Consider the following 23,195-nt stretch of genomic DNA (forward strand, 5'->3'; position numbering starts at 1 on the left):
TACGATAACTAATAAATAACTAAATATAATGAAAATAACAGAGTTAGAACCAAAACAGTTATGGGCGAACTTTGCGAGCTTGAATGCCGTACCTCGCCCATCAAAAAAAGAAGAGAAAGTCATTGCTTTTATGGTGGCTTTTGGCAAAAGTTTAGGACTTGATACCTATCAAGACGAAACGGGCAATGTAATCATTAAAAAGCCCGCTACGGCAGGAATGGAAAACCGTAAAACAGTAGTGTTACAATCACACCTCGATATGGTACACCAAAAGAACAACGATACAGTGTTTGATTTTAGTACGGAAGGTATCAAAATGTTAGTAGATGGCGACTGGGTACGTGCTGATGGTACAACTTTGGGAGCCGATAATGGTATTGGGGTAGCAAGCATTATGACAATACTCCAAAGTAAGGATATCCCTCACCCTGCTCTCGAAACACTCTTTACTATTGACGAAGAAACAGGAATGACGGGTGCTAAAGGGCTCAAAGGCGGATTGCTCTCTGGTGATTTTCTTCTCAACTTAGATACTGAGGAAGACGACGAAATTGATATAGGATGTGCTGGTGGTGTAGATGTATCGGCGTTTAGAGAGTACGACGTGGTAGATACGCCTGATAATTCAGTAGGCTATATACTTACCATAAAAGGATTGCACGGCGGACATAGTGGTACAGATATCCATAAGGGTTATGCTAATGCCAACAAACTAATGAACCGTATATTATTCACTTGTACTGAGAAATTTGGTTTACACATTGCAAGTGTAGATGGAGGCGGTTTGCGCAATGCTATTCCGAGAGAAAGCGTCGCTGCGGTAACTATTGATAAAAACGACGAAGTGGCTTTTAAAAAAGAAGTAGCTACGCTTACCCAAGCACTCCAACACGAGTATTCAGTAACTGAACCGACTCTTACAGTATTACTTGAACCTACTGCGGTACCTGAGAAAGTAATGGAAGAAGAAGAACAAGAAGATGTATTACGCGCTCTTTACGCAGCTTTCAATGGGGTGTACAAAATGAGTCAGACGATTGCTGACCTTGTAGAAACCAGTAATAATGTAGCAAGGGTACAAATTAAAGACGGCGAAATAAACGTGTATTGCCTCACTCGTTCAGCTTCAGAAACTTCTAAATATGATTTGGCTGATACGATTCGTACTGCTTTTGAGCTGGCTGGATTTGAAGTAGAATACACTGGTAGTTACCCAGGTTGGGAGCCCAAAGTAGATGCTGAAATCTTGAAGATTGTAAAAGCACAATACAAAACACTCTTCGGTGAAACACCTAATGTAGTAGCTTGCCACGCAGGCTTAGAATGTGGCATTTTAGGAACCCATTACCCCGAAATGGAAATGGTGAGCTTTGGTCCTACTATCAAAGGGGCACACTCGCCTGCTGAAAAGGTAAATATAGCTTCTGTACAGAAGTTTTGGAAGTTCTTGTTAGCAATACTTCAGAATATTCCTACAAAATAGAAATATAGTTACCAAAAAATAAATCTTATTTGCAGAGGCGTTTCGTAAATGCCTCTGCAATTTTTTGAAGTATGGAGGAAGATATATAAAACTGAATATTTATTGATAAATAGACGGAATATGTTCAGCTCCTTCTAAAATAAAGTCGGTGAGGCGTTGCAAATAGATACTAATTTGTGGGTCGGTTACATTGAAAAGCATTACTATTACTACTTCTTCATTAGGATATACTGATAACCAACCAAATCCTCCTACGCCCATACCCGTATGACCAAAATAATCACGTCCGTTCCAATCGCGTTGTACTTGCCAGCCAATACCATAACTTATTTCAGTATCGTCTATAGTACATTGTTTTTTAAGCATTTCATTTTGGATAGGTTGAGAAAGAAAGCTGTGGCGTTCTATAGCTGTACCCATTTTAGCTATATCATTGGATGTAGAAAGGAATCCACCGCCAGCAAGCTTGAAGTAGTTATTCACATCAGTAGCTTTATCCAATCCCTTTTTACTGCGTGTGTAAGGAATAGCTTCATCTTGAATAATTTTACCTCTATCGGGGAAAGTGCGCCACATATTTAAAGGTTTAAAAACTTCTTCTTTTGCTATATCTTCAAATTTTTTATTGAGACATTTTTCAATAGCGAACGAAATAAGGTTGATACCATAACTGCTATAAAGAAACTTTGTACCAGGGGCTGATTGCAAAATATCATCTTTAAATAAATCAACTCCTTGCGCTATAGTATAAGGCTTGTTGAGTGTATATTCATTAGCTTTGTAGGAGCGTATACCGGCTAAGTGTCCTGCTAACTGTTTTATAGTAAAATCAAAAGGTTTTTGGGGAAAATCAGGAATGTATTCGTATAGAGACATATTCCAATCAAATTTTTTCTGCTCTTGCAGGCGCGCTAAAATTACTCCAGTAATGGCTTTAGACATACTTGCCACCCTAAAAATTGTAGTTTTAGGGTCAATAGGCTTTTTTTTAGAAATATCGGCATAGCCGTATCCACCTTGCCATATTGTTTTTCCTTGTTTGGTAACTGTGATAGAAGCGCCAGGAATCAATTCTTCTTGAATGAGATATTGCAATATTTTTTCAGCTTCTTTTTGAGCTTCTTCAAAAGAAGTTACTTCAGAAGGATTTTTACGGAATACATCGGTGTCAAGTAGTTTTTTTTGACCAAAAAGGTTGTTGAAGAAAGATATAATTGTAGAAATCAAAACAATAGATATTAGTTTTTTCATTGTAATGTAATGTTTTACTTTTCGGGGTGCAAAAGTACAAATATTGAATGAGTTAATCAAAAAATGCATAAAAAAACTGTCTAAAAAAGTATATGGAACTTTTTAGACAGTAATCAAACAGTTTGAGTATTTCTATTTTTTGAGTATTTTGGCTACTTTTTCACCTATTTTGGCAGGTGAATCGACTACGTGGATACCGCATTCTTTTAAAATGCGTTTTTTAGCTTCGGCGGTATCATCGGCACCACCTACAATAGCCCCAGCGTGGCCCATAGTACGCCCTTTAGGAGCTGTTTCGCCTGCAATGAAGCTCACTACAGGTTTTTTGTTACCATTAGCTTTGATCCAACGGGCAGCTTCGGGTTCTAACTGACCTCCTATTTCGCCAATCATTACGATACAATGAGTTTCAGGGTCGTTCATCAGTAGTTCTACAGCTTCTTTAGTAGTAGTTCCGATGATAGGATCGCCTCCTATACCGATAGCTGTAGTAATACCTAAACCTTGACGAACGATTTGATCGGCAGCCTCATAAGTGAGTGTTCCCGATTTGGAGACAATTCCTACGTTGCCTTTTTTGAAGATAAAACCAGGCATAATACCTACTTTAGCTTCCTCAGGAGTAATAACTCCAGGACAATTAGGTCCTACCAAACGGCAATTACGGTTTTTGATATAGGCAGCTACTTTTACCATATCAGCAACTGGAATGCCTTCAGTAATAGTAATAATCACTTTGATACCAGCATCGGCAGCTTCCATAATAGCATCGGCAGCAAAAGCAGGAGGTACAAAAATGATAGAAACATCAGCACCTGTAGCTTTTACAGCGTCGGCTACGGTGTTAAATACGGGTTTTCCTAAGTGTGTTTGTCCACCTTTGTTAGGGGTAATACCGCCTACTACATTCGTGCCGTAAGCAATCATTTGCTCAGCGTGAAAAGTACCTTCACTTCCGGTGAAGCCTTGTACAATCACCTTTGAATTTTTATTCACTAATACACTCATTGCGATTAACTTTTAGTTTTAGTTGAAGCAAAGGTAAATGTTTTTTTTGATATATACAATTGTTATGTAATAAAATAAAAAGAATAATATAAAGAAGTTTTATATATTGTTCATAATCAGGTGATTTTGAATTTTAAAATTAATAAATTAACAAAATGATAATTTGACAAATTGGCTAATTGACAAATTATTCCTACTTTTGCCGCGTTTTTTAATACAATAAAAATGCAAATAGAAGTATTGAAATCTAAAATTCACCGTGTGAAAGTTACAGGGGCAGATTTAGATTACATAGGTAGCATTACCATAGATGAAGCTTTGGTAGAGGCTGCAGGAATGATAGAAGGTGAGAAAGTATCAATAGTAAATGTGAATAATGGAGAACGTTTTGATACTTATATCATCAAAGGGAAACGAAATTCAGGAGCTATTGTACTAAATGGACCTGCAGCGCGTAGGGTGCAAAGAGGAGATATAGTAATTATCATCTCGTATGCTTTAATGAATTTTGAAGAAGCAAAAACCTTTAAACCTTCTATAATCTTCCCTAATGAACAAACAAATCTTTTGGAATGAAAAAATGGTTAAAGATTACCCTTCCACTACTTGTGGGAGGGTTTTTATGTTGGTATGCTTATCAGCAATTTACTGAAGAACAATTTACTGAGATAAAAAAAACATTTCTTGTTGCTGATTATTTTTATATAATTTTAGCTGTGTTTTTAGGATTCTTAGCAGATATATCGCGAGCAGTTCGTTGGGAATTGATGTTTAGACCAATGGGGTATAAAACCTCTTTATTACATCGAATAATGGCAGTGTTTATGGGGTATTTAGTAAATGTAACCATACCGCGCTCAGGTGAAGTGTCACGAGCTTTATTAGTAAGCAATTATGATGGAGTACCTTTTGAAAAATCGTTTGGGACAATTATCTCTGAACGTGTGATTGATTTACTCTTGTTATTTTTGTTTACCGCTACAGCTTTTGTATTGCAATTTGAGGTGATAAGCAACTTTATACTCTCTAAAATTCCGTTTGAAAAACTCTTATGGATCTTGCTAATAGGAGGGCTATCATTTGTGATTTTCTTATACCTTATATATACTTCAGAACGCAAGTTTTTTATAAAAGTGAAGACGTTTTTAAACGGTATAAAAGAGGGCGTATTTTCAGTGTTGAAAATACGCCATCGTTGGATTTTTTTGGTACATACATTATTTATATGGGCAATGTACTTTTTGATGTTTTATATTCCTTTCTTCGCCTTACCAGAGACTACTAATATAAGTTTACCAAACGTACTTACAGCTTTTGTCATAGGTAGTTTTGCTATGACTTTCACCAATGCAGGATTTGGTGCTTACCCATTTTTTATAGCAGAAGTATTATATCTCTTTGGAGTTCCAACTCCTATAGGTACTGCTTTTGGATGGCTTGTTTGGACTTCACAATTTGCTATAACACTTCTTCTTGGGGGGGGGGCGTTTGCTTTGCTTCCTTGGCTAAAAGAAAATAACCACAAGTAATGAGCCACGCTATCCAAAAGAGATAAAATCCAAAATGAAAACTGAATTTCATCATCTTATGAGAAGTAGTGGTGAAATCTACATACGAGAGATAGAACCCCACTGCACCTACAACAGCAAGTAAAAGCGCTAAAGCACGAGCAAATCCTGCGCTTACTTTTGAGCGGAAAGTTTGCAGAAATAACAGTAAGATGAATTGTACTATAAATAGCAAGATAGCTGTTTTCCACCACGTTTTAAACACTGCATATTGGCTGTAAAAAGTACTTACCCCTATCTTACCTATAAATGACATTTTAGAGATAAGGATAGCTGAAATGAGGCTCATTACAGCTTGTATGAGAGTAAGGATACTAAAATTTTTCATAGTTTATTTTTTTATGATTTTCCATCCTGATTTCTCGTTATATTTTAATTTAAACTTTTGAGTAATAAAGTTGCTATTGGGATAGGGGTCTTTTCCAAAACTATAGAAAGGAGTTTTTTCCTTATCTAAAACTACTACACAAGTAGCCATTTTTTCAGTACTTTTTTCGAGAGTTATCTTTTTATTATTTAGTTTGTAGATAATGGTCTTTACTTGAGCACTATTTTTGTTTTGTTTTACTAAATAGGGGAGAGCCTCTTCAGTTAGGGTAGGGGAGATCACATATACACTATCCTTAGAAAACCACTTTTTACGTGTTTTTTCATTGTTGATAGCTATCAATCCTTCATCAGATAATCGCTGAATGCTCTCAATGAGTTCTTTATCCTTATTGGTTACTAATTTTTGTTTATTAGTATTGAATTTACCAGTTTCATAGAGGGGATTTTCCTCTAAATATTCAGTGATGAGTGTAGTAGCCTCATCAGTATTGATTTTGTTGCTTGTGTTACAAGCTACCAAAGTAATGAAAATGGTAGCTATCGCTATAAGATTTTTTCTCATTGTTATAGTGTATTAACGTTAATTATTCCATTGTTAGTTGTTACCAAACCATCCTTCACGATCTAAACTTCGATACTGAATGGCTTCACCTATGTGATGAGGTTGTACATTGTCAGTACCTTCTAAGTCGGCAATAGTACGAGCTACCTTCAAAATACGATCATAAGCGCGTGCGGAGAGGTTGAGTTTCATCATTGCATTTTTTAAAAGTTTTAAAGATTCCTCACTTACTTTACAGAATTTTTGTATTTGTTTAGTATTCATTTGAGCGTTGTAATGAATGTGTTCATATTCTTTAAAACGCTCTGTTTGAATGTTACGTGCGGCAATTACTCGCTTGCGTATTTCGCTGCTACTTTCCCCTTTGCGATCATCAGAAAGTTTTTCAAAAGGGACAGGATTGACTTCTATATGAATATCTATTCTATCTAATAGGGGACCTGAAATCTTACTCATATAACGTTGCATTTCGGCAGGAGTAGAGTTTACAGGAGCTTCAGGATCATTGAAATAGCCACTGGGACTGGGGTTCATACTCGCTACTAACATAAATGAAGAAGGGTAGGTGATAGAGAATTTAGCACGCGAAATGGTAACCTCTCTATCCTCTAAAGGCTGACGCATCACTTCTAATACAGCACGTTTAAATTCAGGCAATTCATCAAGGAAAAGTACACCATTATGCGCTAAGGATATTTCACCAGGTTGAGGATATGTACCGCCTCCAACAAGGGCTACATCAGAAATTGTGTGATGTGGACTACGGAAAGGGCGATGACTCATCAAACCTGTATCTTTGATACGACCTACAACACTATGTATTTTAGTAGTTTCGAGAGCTTCGTGAAGTGTCATAGGAGGGAGGATACTAGGTAATCTTTTGGCTAACATTGTTTTACCAGAACCAGGAGGACCTATGAGAATGATGTTATGACCTCCTGCAGCGGCTATTTCCATACAACGTTTTACAGTTTCTTGTCCTTTTACATCGGCAAAATCAAACTCAGGGAATTCTAAATTTTTATAAAATTCTTTACGAGTATCCACTACTGTACGAACAAGTTCTCTTTCGCCATTGAAGAAATCAATTACTTCTTTGATATTTTCAACACCATAAACCTCTAAATTATCTACAATTGCCGCTTCTTTGGCGTTTTGAGCAGGCAAAATAAAACCTTTAAAACCTTCTTTACGTGCTTGAATAGCAATAGGGAGTGCTCCTTTAATAGGTTGTAGCCCTCCGTCTAAAGAAAGTTCTCCCATAATGATATATTTTTCTATTTCGTCACTTTGTATTTGTTCGTTCGCAGCCAATATGCCTATTGCAAGACTAAGATCATAGGCTGAACCTTCTTTACGCATATCAGCAGGAGCCATATTGATAGTGATTTTCTTTCCTGGGATTTTATACCCTGTATTCTGTAAGGCAGCAGCAATGCGAAAGTTACTTTCTTTAATAGCAATATCGGGTAGTCCAACAAGGTGATAGCCAATTCCTTTAACAATATTTACTTCTATAGTAATGGTAGTAGCTTCTACTCCAAACACTGCACTTCCGTATACTTTTACTAACATATTCTTCGGTTGATTTATTTTTTTGACAAAAGTAGTATATTTTTTTGAAAAGACAAGTTTTTAGCAGAGAATTTAACTTGAAAGATTATTTTCAATGCACTTAGCCAACCGCTGAGTAAGGGCTTTACGACTGTATTGTTCTACTTTTTTTGGGTTGGTTTTAAGTGTTTTATGTAGGAATTGATGATAGAACTCTACTATTTTGGCTTTCATCTGAGAGGCATCAGTATATCCCACAAAAGTACCTGTTTGTGTTTCAGTGAGAATAGGTATAACATCCCAGTTATGAGGTCCTATGGCGAGAATAGGTCGCCCCGAAATCATATATTCAAACAGCTTACCCGGAATAATACCTTGTGTTTCTTCGGAATCTATTTCGATGAGCAACAATACTTGCGATTGCTTTTGCAAACCAATAGCTTCTTGATGACTAATATAACCTTTATTAATATAATAAGGTGTAAGTCCGTTATGGCGAATATCTTCTTCGATTTCTTCACTTACTTTGCCTGCAAAACAAAGTGTGAAATCTTCGGCAAAATGAGGTTCTTTGCGTACTAATTCGGCTAATATTTTCCACAGCATTTTGGGGTTTCTATCTGATAATAAGGAACCTATGTGCGAAATAAGGAATTTATTGGATAGGGGAGGGGTGATTGTTTTTTCCTCATCGTAACCATTGGTAATCACCTCAATAGGAGTATTGGTAAGCTGATGAAAGTCTTTTTGCGTCTTGAAACTTGTTGTAATCACCAAGTCTGATTGTTGTAACACTTCTTTTTCCCAATAATGCTGACGTTTATCTGCCCATTTAGTAAGGCGTAAATCTTTGTAATAACCAATAGTTGTCCACGGGTCGCGGAAATCGCTAATCCATTTGAGGTGAGGAATTTTTTTCTTTAATTCATAACCTATAAGGTGTACGCTGTGAGGAGGCGAAGTGGTGATGATAGTTTCTATCTGGTTTTCTTTTATAAACTTATTCAGATACTTTATAGAAGGTTTTACCCAGAATTTACGAGCATCGGGAATAAAGAAATTACCACGTATCCAAAGTAATACTTTATCTAAAATAGAAACTTTTTTACGTGGAATGATACCCGAACTAATTTTTTGGGTTTTCTTTTTAGAGAATAACGAAGCCCAAGCATAAGGTTCCCATATAGGATGTTTGATAATTTGTATATCGGTAGGCAAATCGTTTCCTATTTCATTATCGATGATAGGATAAGTTGGGTTTTTAGGAATATATACAATAGGTTCTATATTAAAATCTCGTAAATATTTTACAAATTTTAACCAACGTTGTACACCAGGTCCGCCAGCAGGCGCCCAATAATAAGTGATGATAAGTACCTTTCTCATATCCTTTTCTTATCCTCTATTTTACATAATATACATTATAGTTTATTTGGTAAAGGTGTTTTTTTGCTATGAAATCACACCGCTACCCACCAATTCATCTCCGCTGTACCAAGCCGCAAATTGTCCCTCAGTAATAGCACTTTGAGGTTCTGAAAAATGAATATATAAACCATTTTTCACTTTGTATAAAACTGCTTTCTGTAATGGCTGACGATAGCGTATACGTACCATAAACTCTTTCGATTCATATACTTTTAATGCTAAATCTTCACGAATCCAATGTTCATCAGGGGTTGCGATAAACAAAGCACTGCGGAACAATCCGCGATGAGTGTGTCCTTGTCCTGTATAGATGATATTCTTCTCAATATCAGTTTCTATGATGAACAAAGGTTCTTTGGTTCCTCCCACATTTAAACCTTTGCGTTGCCCTTTAGTAAAATAATGAGCCCCTTGATGGATACCTACTTTTTTACCGTCTTCGGGGCGATAAACAAAACGTTGTGATAAATATTTTAATTCATCTTCATAAGTTTCAAAAAGGCGTAGCATATCAAAGTCAGTATATCCTTTCCAATCATTGGAGATTTCAATAATATCGCCTTGTTTGGGTTGTAGTTTTTGTTGTAGGAATTCGGGTAAACGCACTTTCCCTACAAAGCAAAGTCCCTGAGAATCTTTTTTATCAGCGGTTATCAAATCTTGAGCTTTGGCAATGGCTCTTACTTCTGATTTCTGCAATTCCCCGATAGGAAAAAGTGCTTTACTAAGTTGCTCTTGTGAAAGCTGACATAGGAAATATGATTGATCTTTATTTTCATCTTTTCCCGATAGCAATCGGTAGATTTTTTTACCGTTTATCTCTATTTCTTCTTTGCGACAATAGTGTCCCGTTGCTACGTAATCGGCACCTAAACTAAGAGCAAGCTTCATAAAGACATCAAACTTGATTTCGCGATTACATAACACATCGGGATTGGGCGTTCTGCCGTGTTCGTATTCATTGAACATATAATCGACAATACGGGCTTTGTAGGGTTCACTCATATCCACTGTCTGGAATGGAATGCTGAGCTTTTCCGCTACTAAAAGCGCATCGTTACTATCTTCTAACCAAGGACATTCATCTGAAATAGTAACCGAATCATCGTGCCAATTCTTCATAAAAAGGCCTATCACTTCATAGCCTTGTTCTTTTAACAAATAGGCTGCTACGCTACTATCTACTCCCCCACTAAGTCCTACTACTACTCTTTTCATTTAATTATTTAGTGTTTCTAATTTATCTAATACTTCTTTGAGAAAAAAAGAAAAATCTGTATAAGCTTCTTGAAAAGTAGTATCTTTCCAGCCATACCACCAATCATTAGATTGAAATTCTCTATCTTTTAGAAAATTGCTGAAAAAGTACTTTATCTCTTCATTTAAGACTGAAGCAGAAAAATGCTTTGCAATACCATAATAAATACCTTCTGAAAACTCATATTCTATTGCTACAATAAAAGGGGCTCCCTTATATTTAAGTTCTAAATAGACATCACACCAACCTTCTTTAATTTTAGCTTTGATATCATAGTTTACAAATTTATTTTTTAATTGTATTTCCCAATCTTTAAAACATTTCTCTCTTGTTATTTCAACTAATGCTTTCAAATGTTTTTGAAGCTCATCAATTTCACTAATTTTTGTGGTAATAATATCTATATTTTTAACATTATTGTCATCAGTTAGTTGTAACTTTTCAACTAAGAAATCTTGTAACTTGTTGTCCATCTCTTTAAATATTTCTCTGCTATTAAAAACGTGCTTCAAATAATCTATATATTGTATTACTGCACTTTTTACAATAGTTTCTCTTTCAGATATTACTTGTAAATATTCCTCAAGCCAAATAATTATATCTTCTTTATAGGCTATTTTTATATAGCGTCCTGCAAAATCACTTTCTTTATAATTTCCCCACGTTTGTATTGTAGGTTTATTTTCAGCATAACGCGTTAGGTATAGAATGTAAATCTGTTTTAATTTATACCCTAATTGTTTGCATACATCAATATAACGACCAATTTGCTCTTTTTGTTCAACAGCATTATGAATCTTGTTTTCTATTATGAAAGCATATTTTCCTTCTTCTTGAACAAGTCCATCAATACGCCATTTTTCTACTGTAAGAATAGGTTTATCAATTAATGATATATCAAAATTTAATTTTTTCTTTGTGAGAAAATTCAAAAAGTGACACAATGCAGGTTTATATTTTAACAATGAAATCAGCAAACGACTATGTGCATTTTCGTTTACATTAAAACTATCCAAAAGATTAGTTCTAAAAGGTATTTTCGATAACTCTTCTTCGTAAATCTTTGAGAAATCAGTCAGTAAAGAACAATTTTCTGTTATTCTTGACAGTTTCTTATCAAAAATAAATTCTTGGAAATCCTGATTCAGTGCTAAAATATCAATGTAGTTTTGCATTATACTTTTCTTATGTTCTTCTCCCTATAAAAATATAATACTGAAAGCATTACCAATATCAAAAGTAATAATGGATACACAAATACTTTTATTTGCCAACTGCTGACACTTTCAGCTACTTTTTGTTTGTCTAAGAAAGCTAATTGAACTTTCTTATTGCGCAAACTCAAAAACTCAGTATCGTCTAAAAGATAGTTTAAAGCATTCTGCAAGAAGGATTTATTGTCATAATATTTGCTTGTCCATTTATCAAAACCGAGTTCTAAGGGAATATTATTTTTGCTATCTATATCGTTTTTGATAATATCGCCATCAGCCACTACAAGCATTTTAGTAGGTTTGCTTCTATCAGCTTTTTCTTTGAGGTTTATGGGACGAATACGGTCTTTATAAACTGAGTTAAACTCACCTTCCAAAAGCACTGCTAAGGGAATATTTCCGTGTTTGTAGGCTTCTTTATTCTGGTTATTGGGGTCGAAGCGCAAGTTGATTTCGCGTGGGGTGCCATCTGCTTTTGAGAAAGGTGAACTGGCGAGAAGCACCGTTTTCTTCACTCCGTTTTTCAACGTATCGATGCTATTGGCAAATTGAAACCTCACTGCATCTAAATGATTGTTGATAAGGTGATTATTACCTGAAAGCACCAGCGGATTATATACCCAAGGGATAGGCATATAACGGGTTTGAGAACCATCACCAGTAGCTACTATAATTTCGGAGAAGTACAAATCGTTTACCAAAGTATAATTGATACGGAAACCATATTGGAAAAACATATCGGTAAGGTTTAGATTGACGGGCATTGCCATAGTCATTCCGCCTGTTTTGTACATATCTTCTAAGGAAACCGCTACATTGTCAATCAGCCATAGAGCACGACCGCCATTCATTATATATTGGTCTACCACCTGCTTTTGGGCATCGGTGAAAGGCTCAGTAGGCTTAGGCACGAGCAGTAAATCGAATTTTTCGAGGTCGTGTAGAGTCTTCTCGGGGTTGGTAGCCACTGAATCGAGGGTAAAAGGTGCTATAAAGTAGTATTCGCGCGCTGTTTTGAGGAAGTCGGCCATATAGATATCTTTTAGGGCACCATTACTTCTAAGTATTGCGATTTTCTTCTTTTTATTTAAGGCAAACTTATAGAGCGCATCGGTAAAATTGTATTCTAACTTCTGCACAGAGTTCTGTACCTGCTCTTGGTCGGTAGAGCCAAGTTTGTTTACAAAGAGACGCACGCGTTCACTCTTCTTGCCATCGCTAATGACTGCCCAAGGGAAAATATACTCAATAGAAGATTTTCCTGCTTCATTTTGAGTGATTTGCAAGGGCTGATAACCATTATTTATCAGTTCTTGAATCACACTTTCGGGGTGCTCCTCCCCTTCTAATGGGTTTACAAAATTGACGATAATGTTGTTATTGGTAGCTGCATACTCGTCTAATAACTGAATTGTTTCAGTCTGTAATTTCTTAAATTCGGTAGGGATATTGCCTTTGAGCAATACATCAATCTCGATAGGATTCTGTATTTTAGCAAGTGTTTTCTTGCTCACCTCAGAGAGCGTATAACGTTTGTCTTGGGTGAGGTCTATCCGCGTGTGCCATTGTTTGGCGATATAATTGACTGCAAGGAGGCATACTAAGGCTATAACTACCTTGCTAATAGAGTTTTGAAAGAGTTTTTTCATCGTTTGTAGGCTTTGAGTGATAAGGTAGTGAGATATATGAAAAATGAGATAACAGAGAGAAAATACACGATATTTCGGGTATCGAGCACTCCCCTACTGATAGCGTCGAAATGCGTTTGGAAGCCTACCCCACCAAAATCTTCGGGGGCTACAAAGGCAATAAGCTGGTCGATACCAAAGAAGAAAAAGAAGCACAGAAAGGCTGCTAACACAAAGGAAATGATTTGGTTACTACTTATAGACGACGCCCATAAGCCTACTGAGGCAAAGGTGGCTACCAGCAAAAACAAGGCAATGTAAGACCCCACAGTGCCTGCTATATCTAAGTTGCCTACGGGGTTGCCCAACACCCATACCATATAGACATACAGGGCTGATGGTAAAAGGATTACAAAGAGCAAGAAGAGGATGCCTAAGTACTTGCCGAGCACCATTTGCAGAGTGCTGACCGGTTTGGTGAACAAGAGGGCTAACATACCGCTTTTTTTCTCTTCGGAGATACTTCTCATCGTAATGGCGGGTACTAAAAAGACGAAAACCCAAGATGAAAGCCTAAAAAAAGGCAACAAATCGGCAAAACCAGCATTGAAAATGTTGTAATCTGTTTTAAAGACCCATAGGAACAAGCCGTTGAGTACGATAAAGAGCCCAATGATAGTAAGACCAATGGGCGAAGTGAAGAAATAACGGATTTCTTTTTTGAATAGTGCGTACATTTTTATAGTTAAGAGGTAAGAGATAAAAAGGTAAAGAGTTGTGAATGCAACTTACCTTTATCCTTAGCGATTTTTCAGAGGGCAAAAATACAAAAATAAAATAACACCACAACAAAAAAGAGTAAGACTACTTATTTAACTGTGAAATATCAAACTTACCATTAATATCTTGAACGCTTATTTTGCCATTGAGAATATCAAAAAAGAAGTCACGGATTTTATTAAGAGTAAGAGTTGCCGTATTACCATTTTTATCTACTCCTAAATCATAAGTTTTGAGAAGCTGAGCTCCTAAACTTGCTGCAGTAAGTAAGAAATGGTTTTCAAACTTATCGGTATCTATCAAATCTACAGCTAATACTTTGCCTACAACAGTATAACTGCGAAGAGTTTTCTGTATTTCGTTATTTACAAGAGTGCTTTTTACCTCGTCGGTTTCAATATCCATTGTTATTTTTCCTGAATTAGGTGTTTGCGGTAATCCTTTGTAGAGAGCACCTAAATCGGCTAAACTGAGGTTGTATAGTTGCGCATCGGCAGTAGCAAGCATTTTTTCTATAGAAAAAGCACTTGGAAGTAATAGATACACAGATCCTTCTATACGTATAGAAGGAGTGTTGAATGTGCCAACCACACTGTTTTTCAAGTCTATTTGTTGAGTAGCGAATACTCCTCCACACACGACACAATTATCTAACACAATTTCATCGGCATAGATGCTACCTGCTATAAAAGCATTGTAAAGAGTTACGCTTTTAGCATTGATGTCGGAATGAAATGTAAGTTTTAATTTATGAGCTCTTGAAACAATAGAGTTAGCAGACCCTACACTTTTTTGGAAAGCTACATTTCCTTGAGCTTCACTATTCACATAGAGTTCTAATTGAGTAAAGACGGCACCTTGAATTTCTAAGTCTCCATTTTGTATTTCGAGTTTATGAGCGTATACAGGGCCTTCTATCACTGTATCTCCTTGTACTGTAATGGTACGAGTGAGCTCTGCTACTTTTTCAGGTAATATGCTTCCTTTTACTAAATTGTCCTTTAGTTGTATATTGTTTTCGTTAAAACGAATTTCTTTTAATTCTTTCATTATAAGGTGATTTTATGGTTATATACATTCTATTTCATTGAGTTGTAGCATTTTTAAAATATGAGCTTTCACTCGTGAACTATGCTCATCGATATTGGAATAACGATTATCTACTTCAATGTTGAAATACCTTTCAATCTGTACGGTGTTTTCTTCAGGTAATTTATACCAATTCTGCTTCAAAAAGTTATCTATAAGCTCATTTGTTGGCATCTGAGGAATAAACTCTTGTTGATACAGCTTTTTATCTATTTGTTTTTGTTCGTTTTCCGTTTCTATAAAACAAATAGGAGTGTATGTTGTAGCATTTTTGCTTTCTTTTAGCATATTTAGGTTGATAAGCTCTTCTAACTGTTTTTGTTTTTGCAAAAAAGTATTAACCTTTTCAATAGTATCAAGTGCTCTTTTTTTGGCTACTGAAGCACTGACTTGCGCTACTAATTCAGCTTCCTCTTTAGCAAAAATAGTTACAGTACTCACTAAATCGTTCTCACAAGTACGATTGTTTTGTTGATTGCTTTGTTTGCAGAAAGTAAAGGCAGGTTTATTCAGTTCATATATACGATTAGAGAGTTCATTATTCAGGTCTTCAAAAGTTTTTAAATAGCGTTTAGCAATGCTATTGTAATCTCTTTCCATCTGCTTTTGTTTCTCTACACAGCGTTGGGCAAGTCCGCGCAAATGTATGAGCGTTGCATCAACTTGTGATTGTAGTTCTGCTATTTGCTGAGTAATTTCTGAACGGATTGTACTGAAAAAACCTTTAATGATGGCACCACTTACTTTTTTAGCATTGGTATTTATTGAAGCTATTTGAGCAACTTCGGTAGCTACAACAGCTTCTGTAAGTCCACCTACCGATTGGTTACAATCATTGATACTTTTTTCAAAAGGATCTGTATCTACTTCTACATTTACCTCTATTTCCTCAGTTACAGTGCCACTGTAACTTACACTACCTCCATTTTGTGAAGGGCCATACGACACACTCCCTGAATAGGGAATCCTCACGGTTTTTCTAATGGTTTTAGTATAACTCATAGCTATTCGTTTTTAATGGTTTGGAAATGAGTTGCTGTAAAAAGTTTGTTAGCCATATCTTTCACTCGTTGTGAGGTATTGCTAGTTGCAAGCATCTTACTAAATTCACTTTTTACTTCTTGGTGAGGCTCGCAGGCATCATTCCATACTAGTTGTTCTAAGTGTTGATTTAGTATATTTTTCATTGCTGATTGTACAGAGGCGTTAAGTTGTTCTTTACAGACAATTACTTCGAGTTTTTTATTATCAAAGCTGTCGAAATTGGATTCACATACTAAGATAGGTATAAGTAATGTTGTATTTTGAACTTTTTCATTTTTTAGTAATACACGTTCTGATAATTTTTTTTGCTCAGAAGTATTAGCTAAAAAGTTAGTCATTGACTCAATCACTTTTTCTGCACGATATTTTACATTAGATATTACAATCTGCTGACTTGTAATAAGCGATTCTAACTGAGAAATAGGTACTGTGGCTGCTAAGTATTTAGTTCTATTTGATACTTTTTCTACTTCTTGAACTGCAAAATTAAACACAGGACGGTCAAGTTCTAAAATGCGTTGTTTGAGATTTTGGTTTATTCCGTTGAATAGTTTTAAATATCTGTCAGAAAGCATATTGTAATTGCGTTCCATACGATTTTTAATTGCTAAGAGTTGTTTGCGCTGTGTGTTGAGTTGCATCAGTTGTGAATCGACTTCGCTTTGCAGTTTAGCTATTTTTTGAGATATTTGGGAACGCATAAGGGTATAAAATCCTTTGTTTACATTTCTGCATACCATATCAGCTGCTTGTTGTTCAGCTAAAACTATAGCAGCTTTCATAGCTACCACGGCTGTGGTAGTGTCATTTATCTGATGGGAGACAGATTTTATTTCTTCTGCCATTGGTTGGGTGTCTACTACACAATCAATTCGAGCCATAATTCTATAGTTTTATTTGTTATTACTGAAATTATTCAAATTGTTGAGTGCATTTTTAGCTATAGCAGGTAAGTTTAATGAAATGTGTTCAAAAGTAACTTCCTCTACATTAGGCACAGGTGGTAATTCAGATGTTTTAGCAAAAAGTGGATTTACAAGAGCAAGAGGTCTTCGGCGATTGTCTAAGTCACGCACTTCATTAGTAGCTACCGCTATTTCATTAGAGTACCCGTCGCGCAATTTAGCATCGTAATACTCTATATGTCCAAACTTCATAGCTTTGAGTTCTATATCCTCTTTTAGGCGTTCCATATATTCCTCGAAGTTATCTTGTATTGTTTTAAATTCTTGAGATTGCATCTCAAAAGCAGCAAGAGTTTCAGCTGAATTGTCAGTTACATTCACTACTGTACTGTTTAAGTTATCTTCTGTTTGTATCATACTATCTTCAGTGCGTTGGTAAGAAATCAAAGTGTTGTATTCAGCTACGTATTTTCGCAAATTTTCTTGCATTAAGTTGATGATATCGGCACTTTCCAATCGGTTTGAGCGATAGAAAGCTTCGGTATCTTTATGCCACTCATTTAGATAATGTGTTTTTTGGTCGTGAATGTGATTGTAGATCTTGAGGCGTTCCAATCGGTTTTCTTGCATTAAGTTTTGTACCATAGGAGCTACAATTTCTTCATAGATTTGATGTACTCCAAAAGGAAGATTGGTAGTGCTACCATCTTCTGCAGTCCACATTCCTGAAGTTAGGTTGTAATACACACGAGAACTCTGTTTTAGATGGAAAGGAATGTACTCTTGTACAGATTCGCTATAATCAAACTTCTCATTGCGAATACGTTCTATTTCTTCGTGTTCTAAAATAGGTGAATAATGATTATAAGGAGATTTCAAGAGTTGATATAACACTTTGTTAGAAGTAGTAATCAATTTGTTGGCTGAAGCTACTTTCAGTGCTGAAATAGCTTGTACAGAAGTAGCTATAGTAAGCATCAAACTCTTTAATATATTTTCGAATTGCTCAGTTTTATTAGATAAAGAATCTCTTAGTTGATTGATTTCCTGAAATTTGTTGATACTATCGGCATATCGTTCTTTGTTGAAAACAGGAATTATAACAGCACCCTGTGGAACATTATCGGTGGCATATTCATTTAGGTAAGCTAAATATTCGCTCTTATCGGCTACTAAAGGCAAAGATACTGAAGTAGTGTTCAAATCATCCATACAATAGGAAATGGTACGCAATGAACGTTCTAAACTTCCAAAATAATCGTGTTGATTGATTTTTTGGAATGAAGTAGAGTATTGGTCGGTTTCAATAGTTTCAGTATCATAAGAAGTTTCTACTATAGGGGCTTGTTCTGATAGTTTTTCAAGTTTTTCAATGGTTTCAACTAGTAAATCGTTTTGACGAGGGATTTGAAGTACAACTTCAGATTCGTCTACTTGTCCTGTATAATCTACTATAAAACTTTTATCAGTGTATTTTATTTGTTCAGCAATAGGCACATAAGCTAAACCAAGTTTGGTTACTTTGTAATCTCTAAAGATTTCGCTATGTTGTTTCTTGAACTCAACAATACGTATTTCTTTGTCGGCAATTTCTTTTTCAAGGGTATTTTTTTTAATATAATACACAAAGAAAAATATTAAGGTGAGAAACCACACCCAAAGTCCATCCATTTGTTTTTGCAACATTGTTTTTTCTTCTTCCAAAATTGCAATTTGTTTTTCGATACGTTCCTCTTCGGCTACTATTTTTTCAGCTGCTGCGCTATAATAATCTAATAGTACTTTAGCTTGATCGTGATAGATACTATCGGATTCTGAAAAGATTTTTCCTAACATATTTTTGGTTTTTTAAATTGAATAGACTGATTTTCTGTTTTGATATAACATTTCCATTTTTTTTAGATGATTTTCAATGGTTGTTGTATTGTACTTATAATTACAGATAACAATTAACATATTGTTAGCTTCTTGGCAAAAAAGATTTTCTATTTCACGAGCTTCTATTGTATTTGCAGGTGAAATGTATCGCAAGTTTTCATTTAAAGAATTAATTTGGTGTACAAGATTTTCTGGTAAATCGGGGAGTGTACTGATTTGTATTTTTAAATTGTTTATCACTTGTTTCATTTCAGAAACACCAGACCTAATACTGTTTTCAGAGATAGGCACCTCCCCTACTCTATCGGCTGCTGATAATACAGCAATCATACCTAAAATTAGTAAGAAAATAAGGGTTGCTTGTATAACGAATTGCAGGACAAAGAACCAACTGAAGAATATATTAGCACATAACATTACTCCTATTGCAGCAAAGGCATAAATCCAAGTGAAAAACCATCTTACTCCCAATGAACCTACTTCAATAGACTGTTGTTTTCCTAAACGTATACAAGGGAAGAGTACGTCAACAAAAAACAAGGCATAGACTAATGAGGTTACTACAATATTTAGAATAAGTATATTCGTAGCTAAATTTGTACCCAATAACAGAAAGGCTGTTATCAACAATATTTCACCTAAAACTAAGGCTATTAATGATAATTTTCGACGTGTATTCATTTTGTTACCTATTATTTGTTTGATGAATATTATCGTTTATTCCCACATTTTGGACAAAACTTTGCTGAAGGAGGGAATACAGTTCCACAACGATTACAAACATCGGCTATAGTTTGCTCAGGAGTAGTATTGTTTGTTTGTTGTAATTGGGTGCCACAACTCACACAACGTTTGGCATTAGTATCGTTGTCGGCACCACAATTAGGACAAGGATTGTAAGGATTGCCACAATGAGGGCAAAAACTACTATTACTTGGATATTTTTTCGCACAATTAGAACAGAAAACCATTTTTATAGGAGCTTGTTCTCCTTGTTGTCCTACTTGTTGATTACCTCCAAAAGTAGGTTGGTTATACTGAGGTTGCATCATTCCTCCTGCCATTCCAGAATTATTCATACCTCCCATCATACTCATTGCCATTAATCCTCCTAATAAGCTTCCATTGCCATTTCTGAATCCTTCAATTGCATTGTTGGCAGTATTGAACATTTGCTCTTGTTGCCAAGTGTGTCCTGTAATTGACATTGAGGCTTGGGTAGCAATCGCCTCAGCTACCTTTCTACCTTCTTCAGTAGATTTATCAATATCGATATTAGTGATATTGAATTGAAGGAGTTCTAAACCTAAGTTCGTCCAAAAAGGATTGAGTACATTTTTGAGATAGCCTGATAATTCATCTAAAAAAGCTGAAATATATTTATACCCTACCCGATGTTTGATAACATATTGGGCTATTTGTGATTTTGTTTTAGTAGAGAATTCTCCAAAAAATTGATTTGTAAGGTCATCTTGTGTAAATTCAGATTTTGTGCCTACAACTTTAAGGAGGAATATTTCGGAGTCGTTTACTTTCAAACCATATCTACCAACGGCTACAAGGGGTAATTGGGTGTTATAATCAGGGTCGTGTATGGGCATTCCACTCACATTCCAATCAATACTAAACGATTGAACTTTGTTTACGAACCATACTTCTGCAGTAAAGGGATTTTTTCCTCCGAAAGGAATTCCGAATAAATTACGCAAAATGGGTATATTTTCAGTGTTGAGGGTGTACTTTCCAGGTCCAAATTTTCCTATGATTTGCCCTTTAGAAAACAATACAGCTTCTTGAGATTCTTGTACAATTAGTTGGGTATAAGTAGCTAAATTAGTTTCGGGGAATTTCCAAGCATAAACTACTCCACTACTTTGAGGAGACCAGCTCACGACATCAATTATAGCCATAATCTTTAATGTTTTTTTGTTATACACTACTACATTATTATTACTTTGCAAAGGTAATAAAAATCACAAATATTTAATATTTCTTTAATAAAAAATATAATTGTCTATTTTTTTTACATTAACGAATTGATGAATTATATAAGTGAGAACTACAAAACGGAACACAGCCGATGACAAAAATAAAGTTTAAGACCTCTATACCCACAAAGGCAAAGTCTAAAGTGAAGTTTTTGATGAGAGGGCGATAAACTCTCTTTTTTGGGAGCAACACCATTCCCTTTTAAAACTATTTTAGGTATAGAGCGAGAATATCCTATGAGGTGTGTTTGCTATCAAATGAAATCCGATTTGTAGTTTTCTAAATAAGTACAAAGCAAATCTGTTATAAGTTAACTATTTTGTTTTGTTCCTAACCTTATTTTTTTAGCAGCCTTTCAATAGTTTCTTTGTAAACATTTGGTACTACTATTCTGTAATTAGCAATAGTTTCTTTGAGTTTAGTAAGCTCTGCAGTCTTTTCTACAACCAAAGCATTTACTTTTGCTTGACGTTCTTGTAGCAAGCATTGTAACTCTTGTTCATATTGCAATTTACAATTGTTCTGGTAAGTACGGAATTGTGTTTTATAGAAGTTTACTTCACTTTCGTACTCACGATGTTCAGCCAGAAGCTGTTCTTGTAACTGTTGTAGTTCAGAGAGTTCGTACAAAGGAGTGTTTTTAACCTTGAAGACTTGCTCGCCTACTTCTTTAAAGGTAATAAGTTCTTTTTTATTGAGTTGGTTACGTACCTCATCAAAATTATGAATGTATTTTCCTATATGAGCAGCTTTAGCTTCTGCCTCTTTATAACAAACCATATCTTCTAAGGAAAGAGTTTTGAGATAATCGTCGATAGTCACGTTTTTAAGCAGATTGAGCGGTTCATAATCAATAGGTTTAACCTCCTCTTCAGCTTTGACAAGTATTTCGTTTAGTTTTTTGTTGACTATTTCTAAACGATTATCTTTTTCTTTGATAGCCGATCGTAAATAAGCTGAAATGGCATATAATGAGCCGATTTCATTGAGTTTACCACCTATATCATCTACCTTTGTGAAAGTATCTAAAGGTTCTCCATCAATGCTGGAGGTATGAGTTTCAATAGAGCTAACAAGATCTTGAATGGGTTTTAGTCGTTCTTTAATACGCTCACATACATAATTAGCCTCTGAGGATGTAAGCCCAGAGACATTAAAATACGGATTTTTAGTTGCTAAATATTTCATTTTTTCACTTGCTATTTTTTATCTATTACTTGGAATTTAAACTCTGTGAAAAACTCATATACCTCATTGGGTAGTAGCACTACATTGTTGAACTGAGGATGTTTAGTAGCATCGGCATAGCCTTGAGCCTCAAAGCAGATACCTTTGTTTTGCCCTAAAGTTTTGCGGTGTGCAGGATGTAACTCTGGCAAATAATAACCTGCATAGATGTGTAACACAGGATGATTGGTACGTACTTGCATTTTTAAAGTTCCCTCTCCATTAATGAGAGTTGCCATTACCTCGTCAGCAGATATTTCACGTATAAAGGAATTATCGGTGTGAGGATATACATTCTGTCCGTTGCGGTAATCTAAAGGTGTACCTACTACAGAAGGGCGCTCGCCAGTAGGCGTGAAAAAACCTTCCTCTAAAGGAACGTATTTTTCAGCTTTTATTTGTAGTGTGTTGTTGAGAACATTATTATCATTCTCATTGAGGTTGAAATAAGTGTGTTGAGTTAAGTTGAGTATAGTAGGGGCAGTAGTAATTCCGTGGTAATCTATTCGTAAACGATTATCAGTAGTAAGCATATAAGTAACTAATACAGTTACCTCACCAGGGTAGCCTTCTTCACCTTCTTTACTAACATATCGTAAAGTTACAGAAGAATTTTCACCTTTTACTTGATCAATCACTTCCCAAAATACACTATCAAAGCCTATAAAGCCTCCGTGTATTTGGTTTTCACCCAAATTGCAATGTAGTTGTATTTCTTTTCCTTCGATAATTACCTTTCCATACTTAATACGTCCTGCATTACGACCGATGATTGCTCCTAAATAAGGGTATTCAGCTCGATAAGTATCACTTACATATTCTTCAAAGGTATCAAATCCTAATACACATTCTACTATTTTCCCATTTACTGGTACTTTTATGGAGTTAATGATTCCACCAAAGTTCATTATACTTACCTCCATTCCGTTAGCATTGCGCAAGTTAATGGTTTGTAATTGTTCTTTATGATATACTTTTTTCATTATTAAGCTTATTTTG

At 35.4% G+C, this 23,195-nt stretch carries 21 protein-coding genes; 3 read left to right on the forward strand and 18 right to left on the reverse strand.

The window, feature by feature from the left end; genetic code table 11:
* Positions 1-28: 28 nt before the first annotated feature.
* The gene (locus JMN12_RS12345) at positions 29-1,483 is read left to right on the forward strand and encodes an aminoacyl-histidine dipeptidase (RefSeq protein WP_203139527.1); all 1,455 of its coding nucleotides are present in this window, start codon (positions 29-31) and stop codon (positions 1,481-1,483) included.
* Positions 1,484-1,582: 99 nt separating this feature from the next.
* Here the strand turns inward: JMN12_RS12345 and JMN12_RS12350 are convergent, their stop codons facing one another.
* Entirely contained in the window at positions 1,583-2,734 is a 1,152-nt protein-coding gene (locus JMN12_RS12350) for a serine hydrolase domain-containing protein (protein ID WP_203139529.1), read from the reverse strand.
* Between the two features lie 132 nt (positions 2,735-2,866).
* Positions 2,867-3,742, reverse strand: a complete 876-nt coding sequence (sucD, locus tag JMN12_RS12355) for a succinate--CoA ligase subunit alpha (protein WP_203139531.1) — start codon at positions 3,740-3,742, stop codon at positions 2,867-2,869.
* 225 nt (positions 3,743-3,967) lie between these two features.
* Between sucD and panD the strand changes: the two genes are divergently transcribed.
* Positions 3,968-4,318 (forward strand): aspartate 1-decarboxylase, encoded by a 351-nt coding sequence (gene panD, locus JMN12_RS12360; RefSeq protein ID WP_009751096.1) that lies wholly within the window; start codon positions 3,968-3,970, stop codon positions 4,316-4,318.
* Positions 4,315-5,271 carry a YbhN family protein gene (locus JMN12_RS12365; protein WP_203139533.1) on the forward strand — a complete coding sequence of 319 codons (957 nt, stop codon included), beginning with the start codon at positions 4,315-4,317 and terminating at the stop codon, positions 5,269-5,271. Before panD ends, JMN12_RS12365 begins: the two co-directional genes overlap by 4 nt.
* Here JMN12_RS12365 and JMN12_RS12370 read toward each other — a convergent pair.
* From JMN12_RS12370 to JMN12_RS12445, 16 genes are all read right to left on the reverse strand, one after another.
* Positions 5,201-5,638 carry a hypothetical protein gene (locus JMN12_RS12370; RefSeq protein WP_088594311.1) on the reverse strand — a complete coding sequence of 146 codons (438 nt, stop codon included), beginning with the start codon at positions 5,636-5,638 and terminating at the stop codon, positions 5,201-5,203. The genes JMN12_RS12365 and JMN12_RS12370 overlap by 71 nt on opposite strands.
* Positions 5,639-5,641: 3 nt before the next feature.
* Positions 5,642-6,202, reverse strand: coding sequence for a hypothetical protein (locus JMN12_RS12375; RefSeq protein ID WP_088594310.1), 561 nt, complete (start codon positions 6,200-6,202; stop codon positions 5,642-5,644).
* 33 nt (positions 6,203-6,235) lie between these two features.
* The gene (locus tag JMN12_RS12380) at positions 6,236-7,777 is read right to left on the reverse strand and encodes a YifB family Mg chelatase-like AAA ATPase (RefSeq protein ID WP_088594309.1); all 1,542 of its coding nucleotides are present in this window, start codon (positions 7,775-7,777) and stop codon (positions 6,236-6,238) included.
* A 72-nt stretch (positions 7,778-7,849) separates the two neighbouring features.
* Entirely contained in the window at positions 7,850-9,142 is a 1,293-nt protein-coding gene (locus tag JMN12_RS12385; protein WP_088594308.1) for a glycosyltransferase family 4 protein, read from the reverse strand.
* Positions 9,143-9,208: 66 nt separating this feature from the next.
* Positions 9,209-10,402: a tRNA 2-thiouridine(34) synthase MnmA gene (gene mnmA / locus JMN12_RS12390; RefSeq protein WP_203081384.1), complete on the reverse strand. Its 1,194-nt coding sequence runs from the start codon at positions 10,400-10,402 to the stop codon at positions 9,209-9,211.
* Positions 10,403-11,617 carry a PD-(D/E)XK nuclease family protein gene (locus JMN12_RS12395; protein ID WP_203081385.1) on the reverse strand — a complete coding sequence of 405 codons (1,215 nt, stop codon included), beginning with the start codon at positions 11,615-11,617 and terminating at the stop codon, positions 10,403-10,405.
* Positions 11,617-13,305: a gliding motility-associated ABC transporter substrate-binding protein GldG gene (gene gldG / locus JMN12_RS12400; RefSeq protein WP_088594305.1), complete on the reverse strand. Its 1,689-nt coding sequence runs from the start codon at positions 13,303-13,305 to the stop codon at positions 11,617-11,619. The genes JMN12_RS12395 and gldG overlap by 1 nt, the downstream gene beginning before the upstream one ends.
* Positions 13,302-14,021: a gliding motility-associated ABC transporter permease subunit GldF gene (gldF, locus tag JMN12_RS12405; protein ID WP_088594304.1), complete on the reverse strand. Its 720-nt coding sequence runs from the start codon at positions 14,019-14,021 to the stop codon at positions 13,302-13,304. Before gldF ends, gldG begins: the two co-directional genes overlap by 4 nt.
* Before the next feature lie 127 nt (positions 14,022-14,148).
* Positions 14,149-15,114, reverse strand: a complete 966-nt coding sequence (locus JMN12_RS12410; protein ID WP_088594303.1) for a hypothetical protein — start codon at positions 15,112-15,114, stop codon at positions 14,149-14,151.
* Positions 15,115-15,132: 18 nt separating this feature from the next.
* The gene (locus JMN12_RS12415) at positions 15,133-16,155 is read right to left on the reverse strand and encodes a hypothetical protein (RefSeq protein WP_088594302.1); all 1,023 of its coding nucleotides are present in this window, start codon (positions 16,153-16,155) and stop codon (positions 15,133-15,135) included.
* 2 nt (positions 16,156-16,157) lie between these two features.
* Positions 16,158-17,078 carry a hypothetical protein gene (locus JMN12_RS12420; protein WP_088594301.1) on the reverse strand — a complete coding sequence of 307 codons (921 nt, stop codon included), beginning with the start codon at positions 17,076-17,078 and terminating at the stop codon, positions 16,158-16,160.
* Between the two features lie 12 nt (positions 17,079-17,090).
* Positions 17,091-18,938: a hypothetical protein gene (locus JMN12_RS12425; RefSeq protein WP_088594300.1), complete on the reverse strand. Its 1,848-nt coding sequence runs from the start codon at positions 18,936-18,938 to the stop codon at positions 17,091-17,093.
* A gap of 12 nt (positions 18,939-18,950) precedes the next feature.
* Complete coding sequence (locus tag JMN12_RS12430) at positions 18,951-19,661, reverse strand: hypothetical protein (protein ID WP_088594299.1); 711 nt, start codon at positions 19,659-19,661, stop codon at positions 18,951-18,953.
* Positions 19,662-19,690: 29 nt separating this feature from the next.
* Positions 19,691-20,890 (reverse strand): SPFH domain-containing protein, encoded by a 1,200-nt coding sequence (locus JMN12_RS12435; RefSeq protein ID WP_088595302.1) that lies wholly within the window; start codon positions 20,888-20,890, stop codon positions 19,691-19,693.
* A gap of 415 nt (positions 20,891-21,305) precedes the next feature.
* Positions 21,306-22,157, reverse strand: a complete 852-nt coding sequence (locus JMN12_RS12440; protein WP_088594298.1) for a hypothetical protein — start codon at positions 22,155-22,157, stop codon at positions 21,306-21,308.
* A gap of 11 nt (positions 22,158-22,168) precedes the next feature.
* Positions 22,169-23,179: an aldose epimerase family protein gene (locus JMN12_RS12445; RefSeq protein WP_203139535.1), complete on the reverse strand. Its 1,011-nt coding sequence runs from the start codon at positions 23,177-23,179 to the stop codon at positions 22,169-22,171.
* Positions 23,180-23,195 lie beyond the last annotated feature (16 nt).

The sequence above is a fragment of the Capnocytophaga genosp. AHN8471 genome (genome assembly GCF_016806945.1).
GTDB classification, from domain to species: Bacteria; Bacteroidota; Bacteroidia; order Flavobacteriales; family Flavobacteriaceae; genus Capnocytophaga; species Capnocytophaga periodontitidis.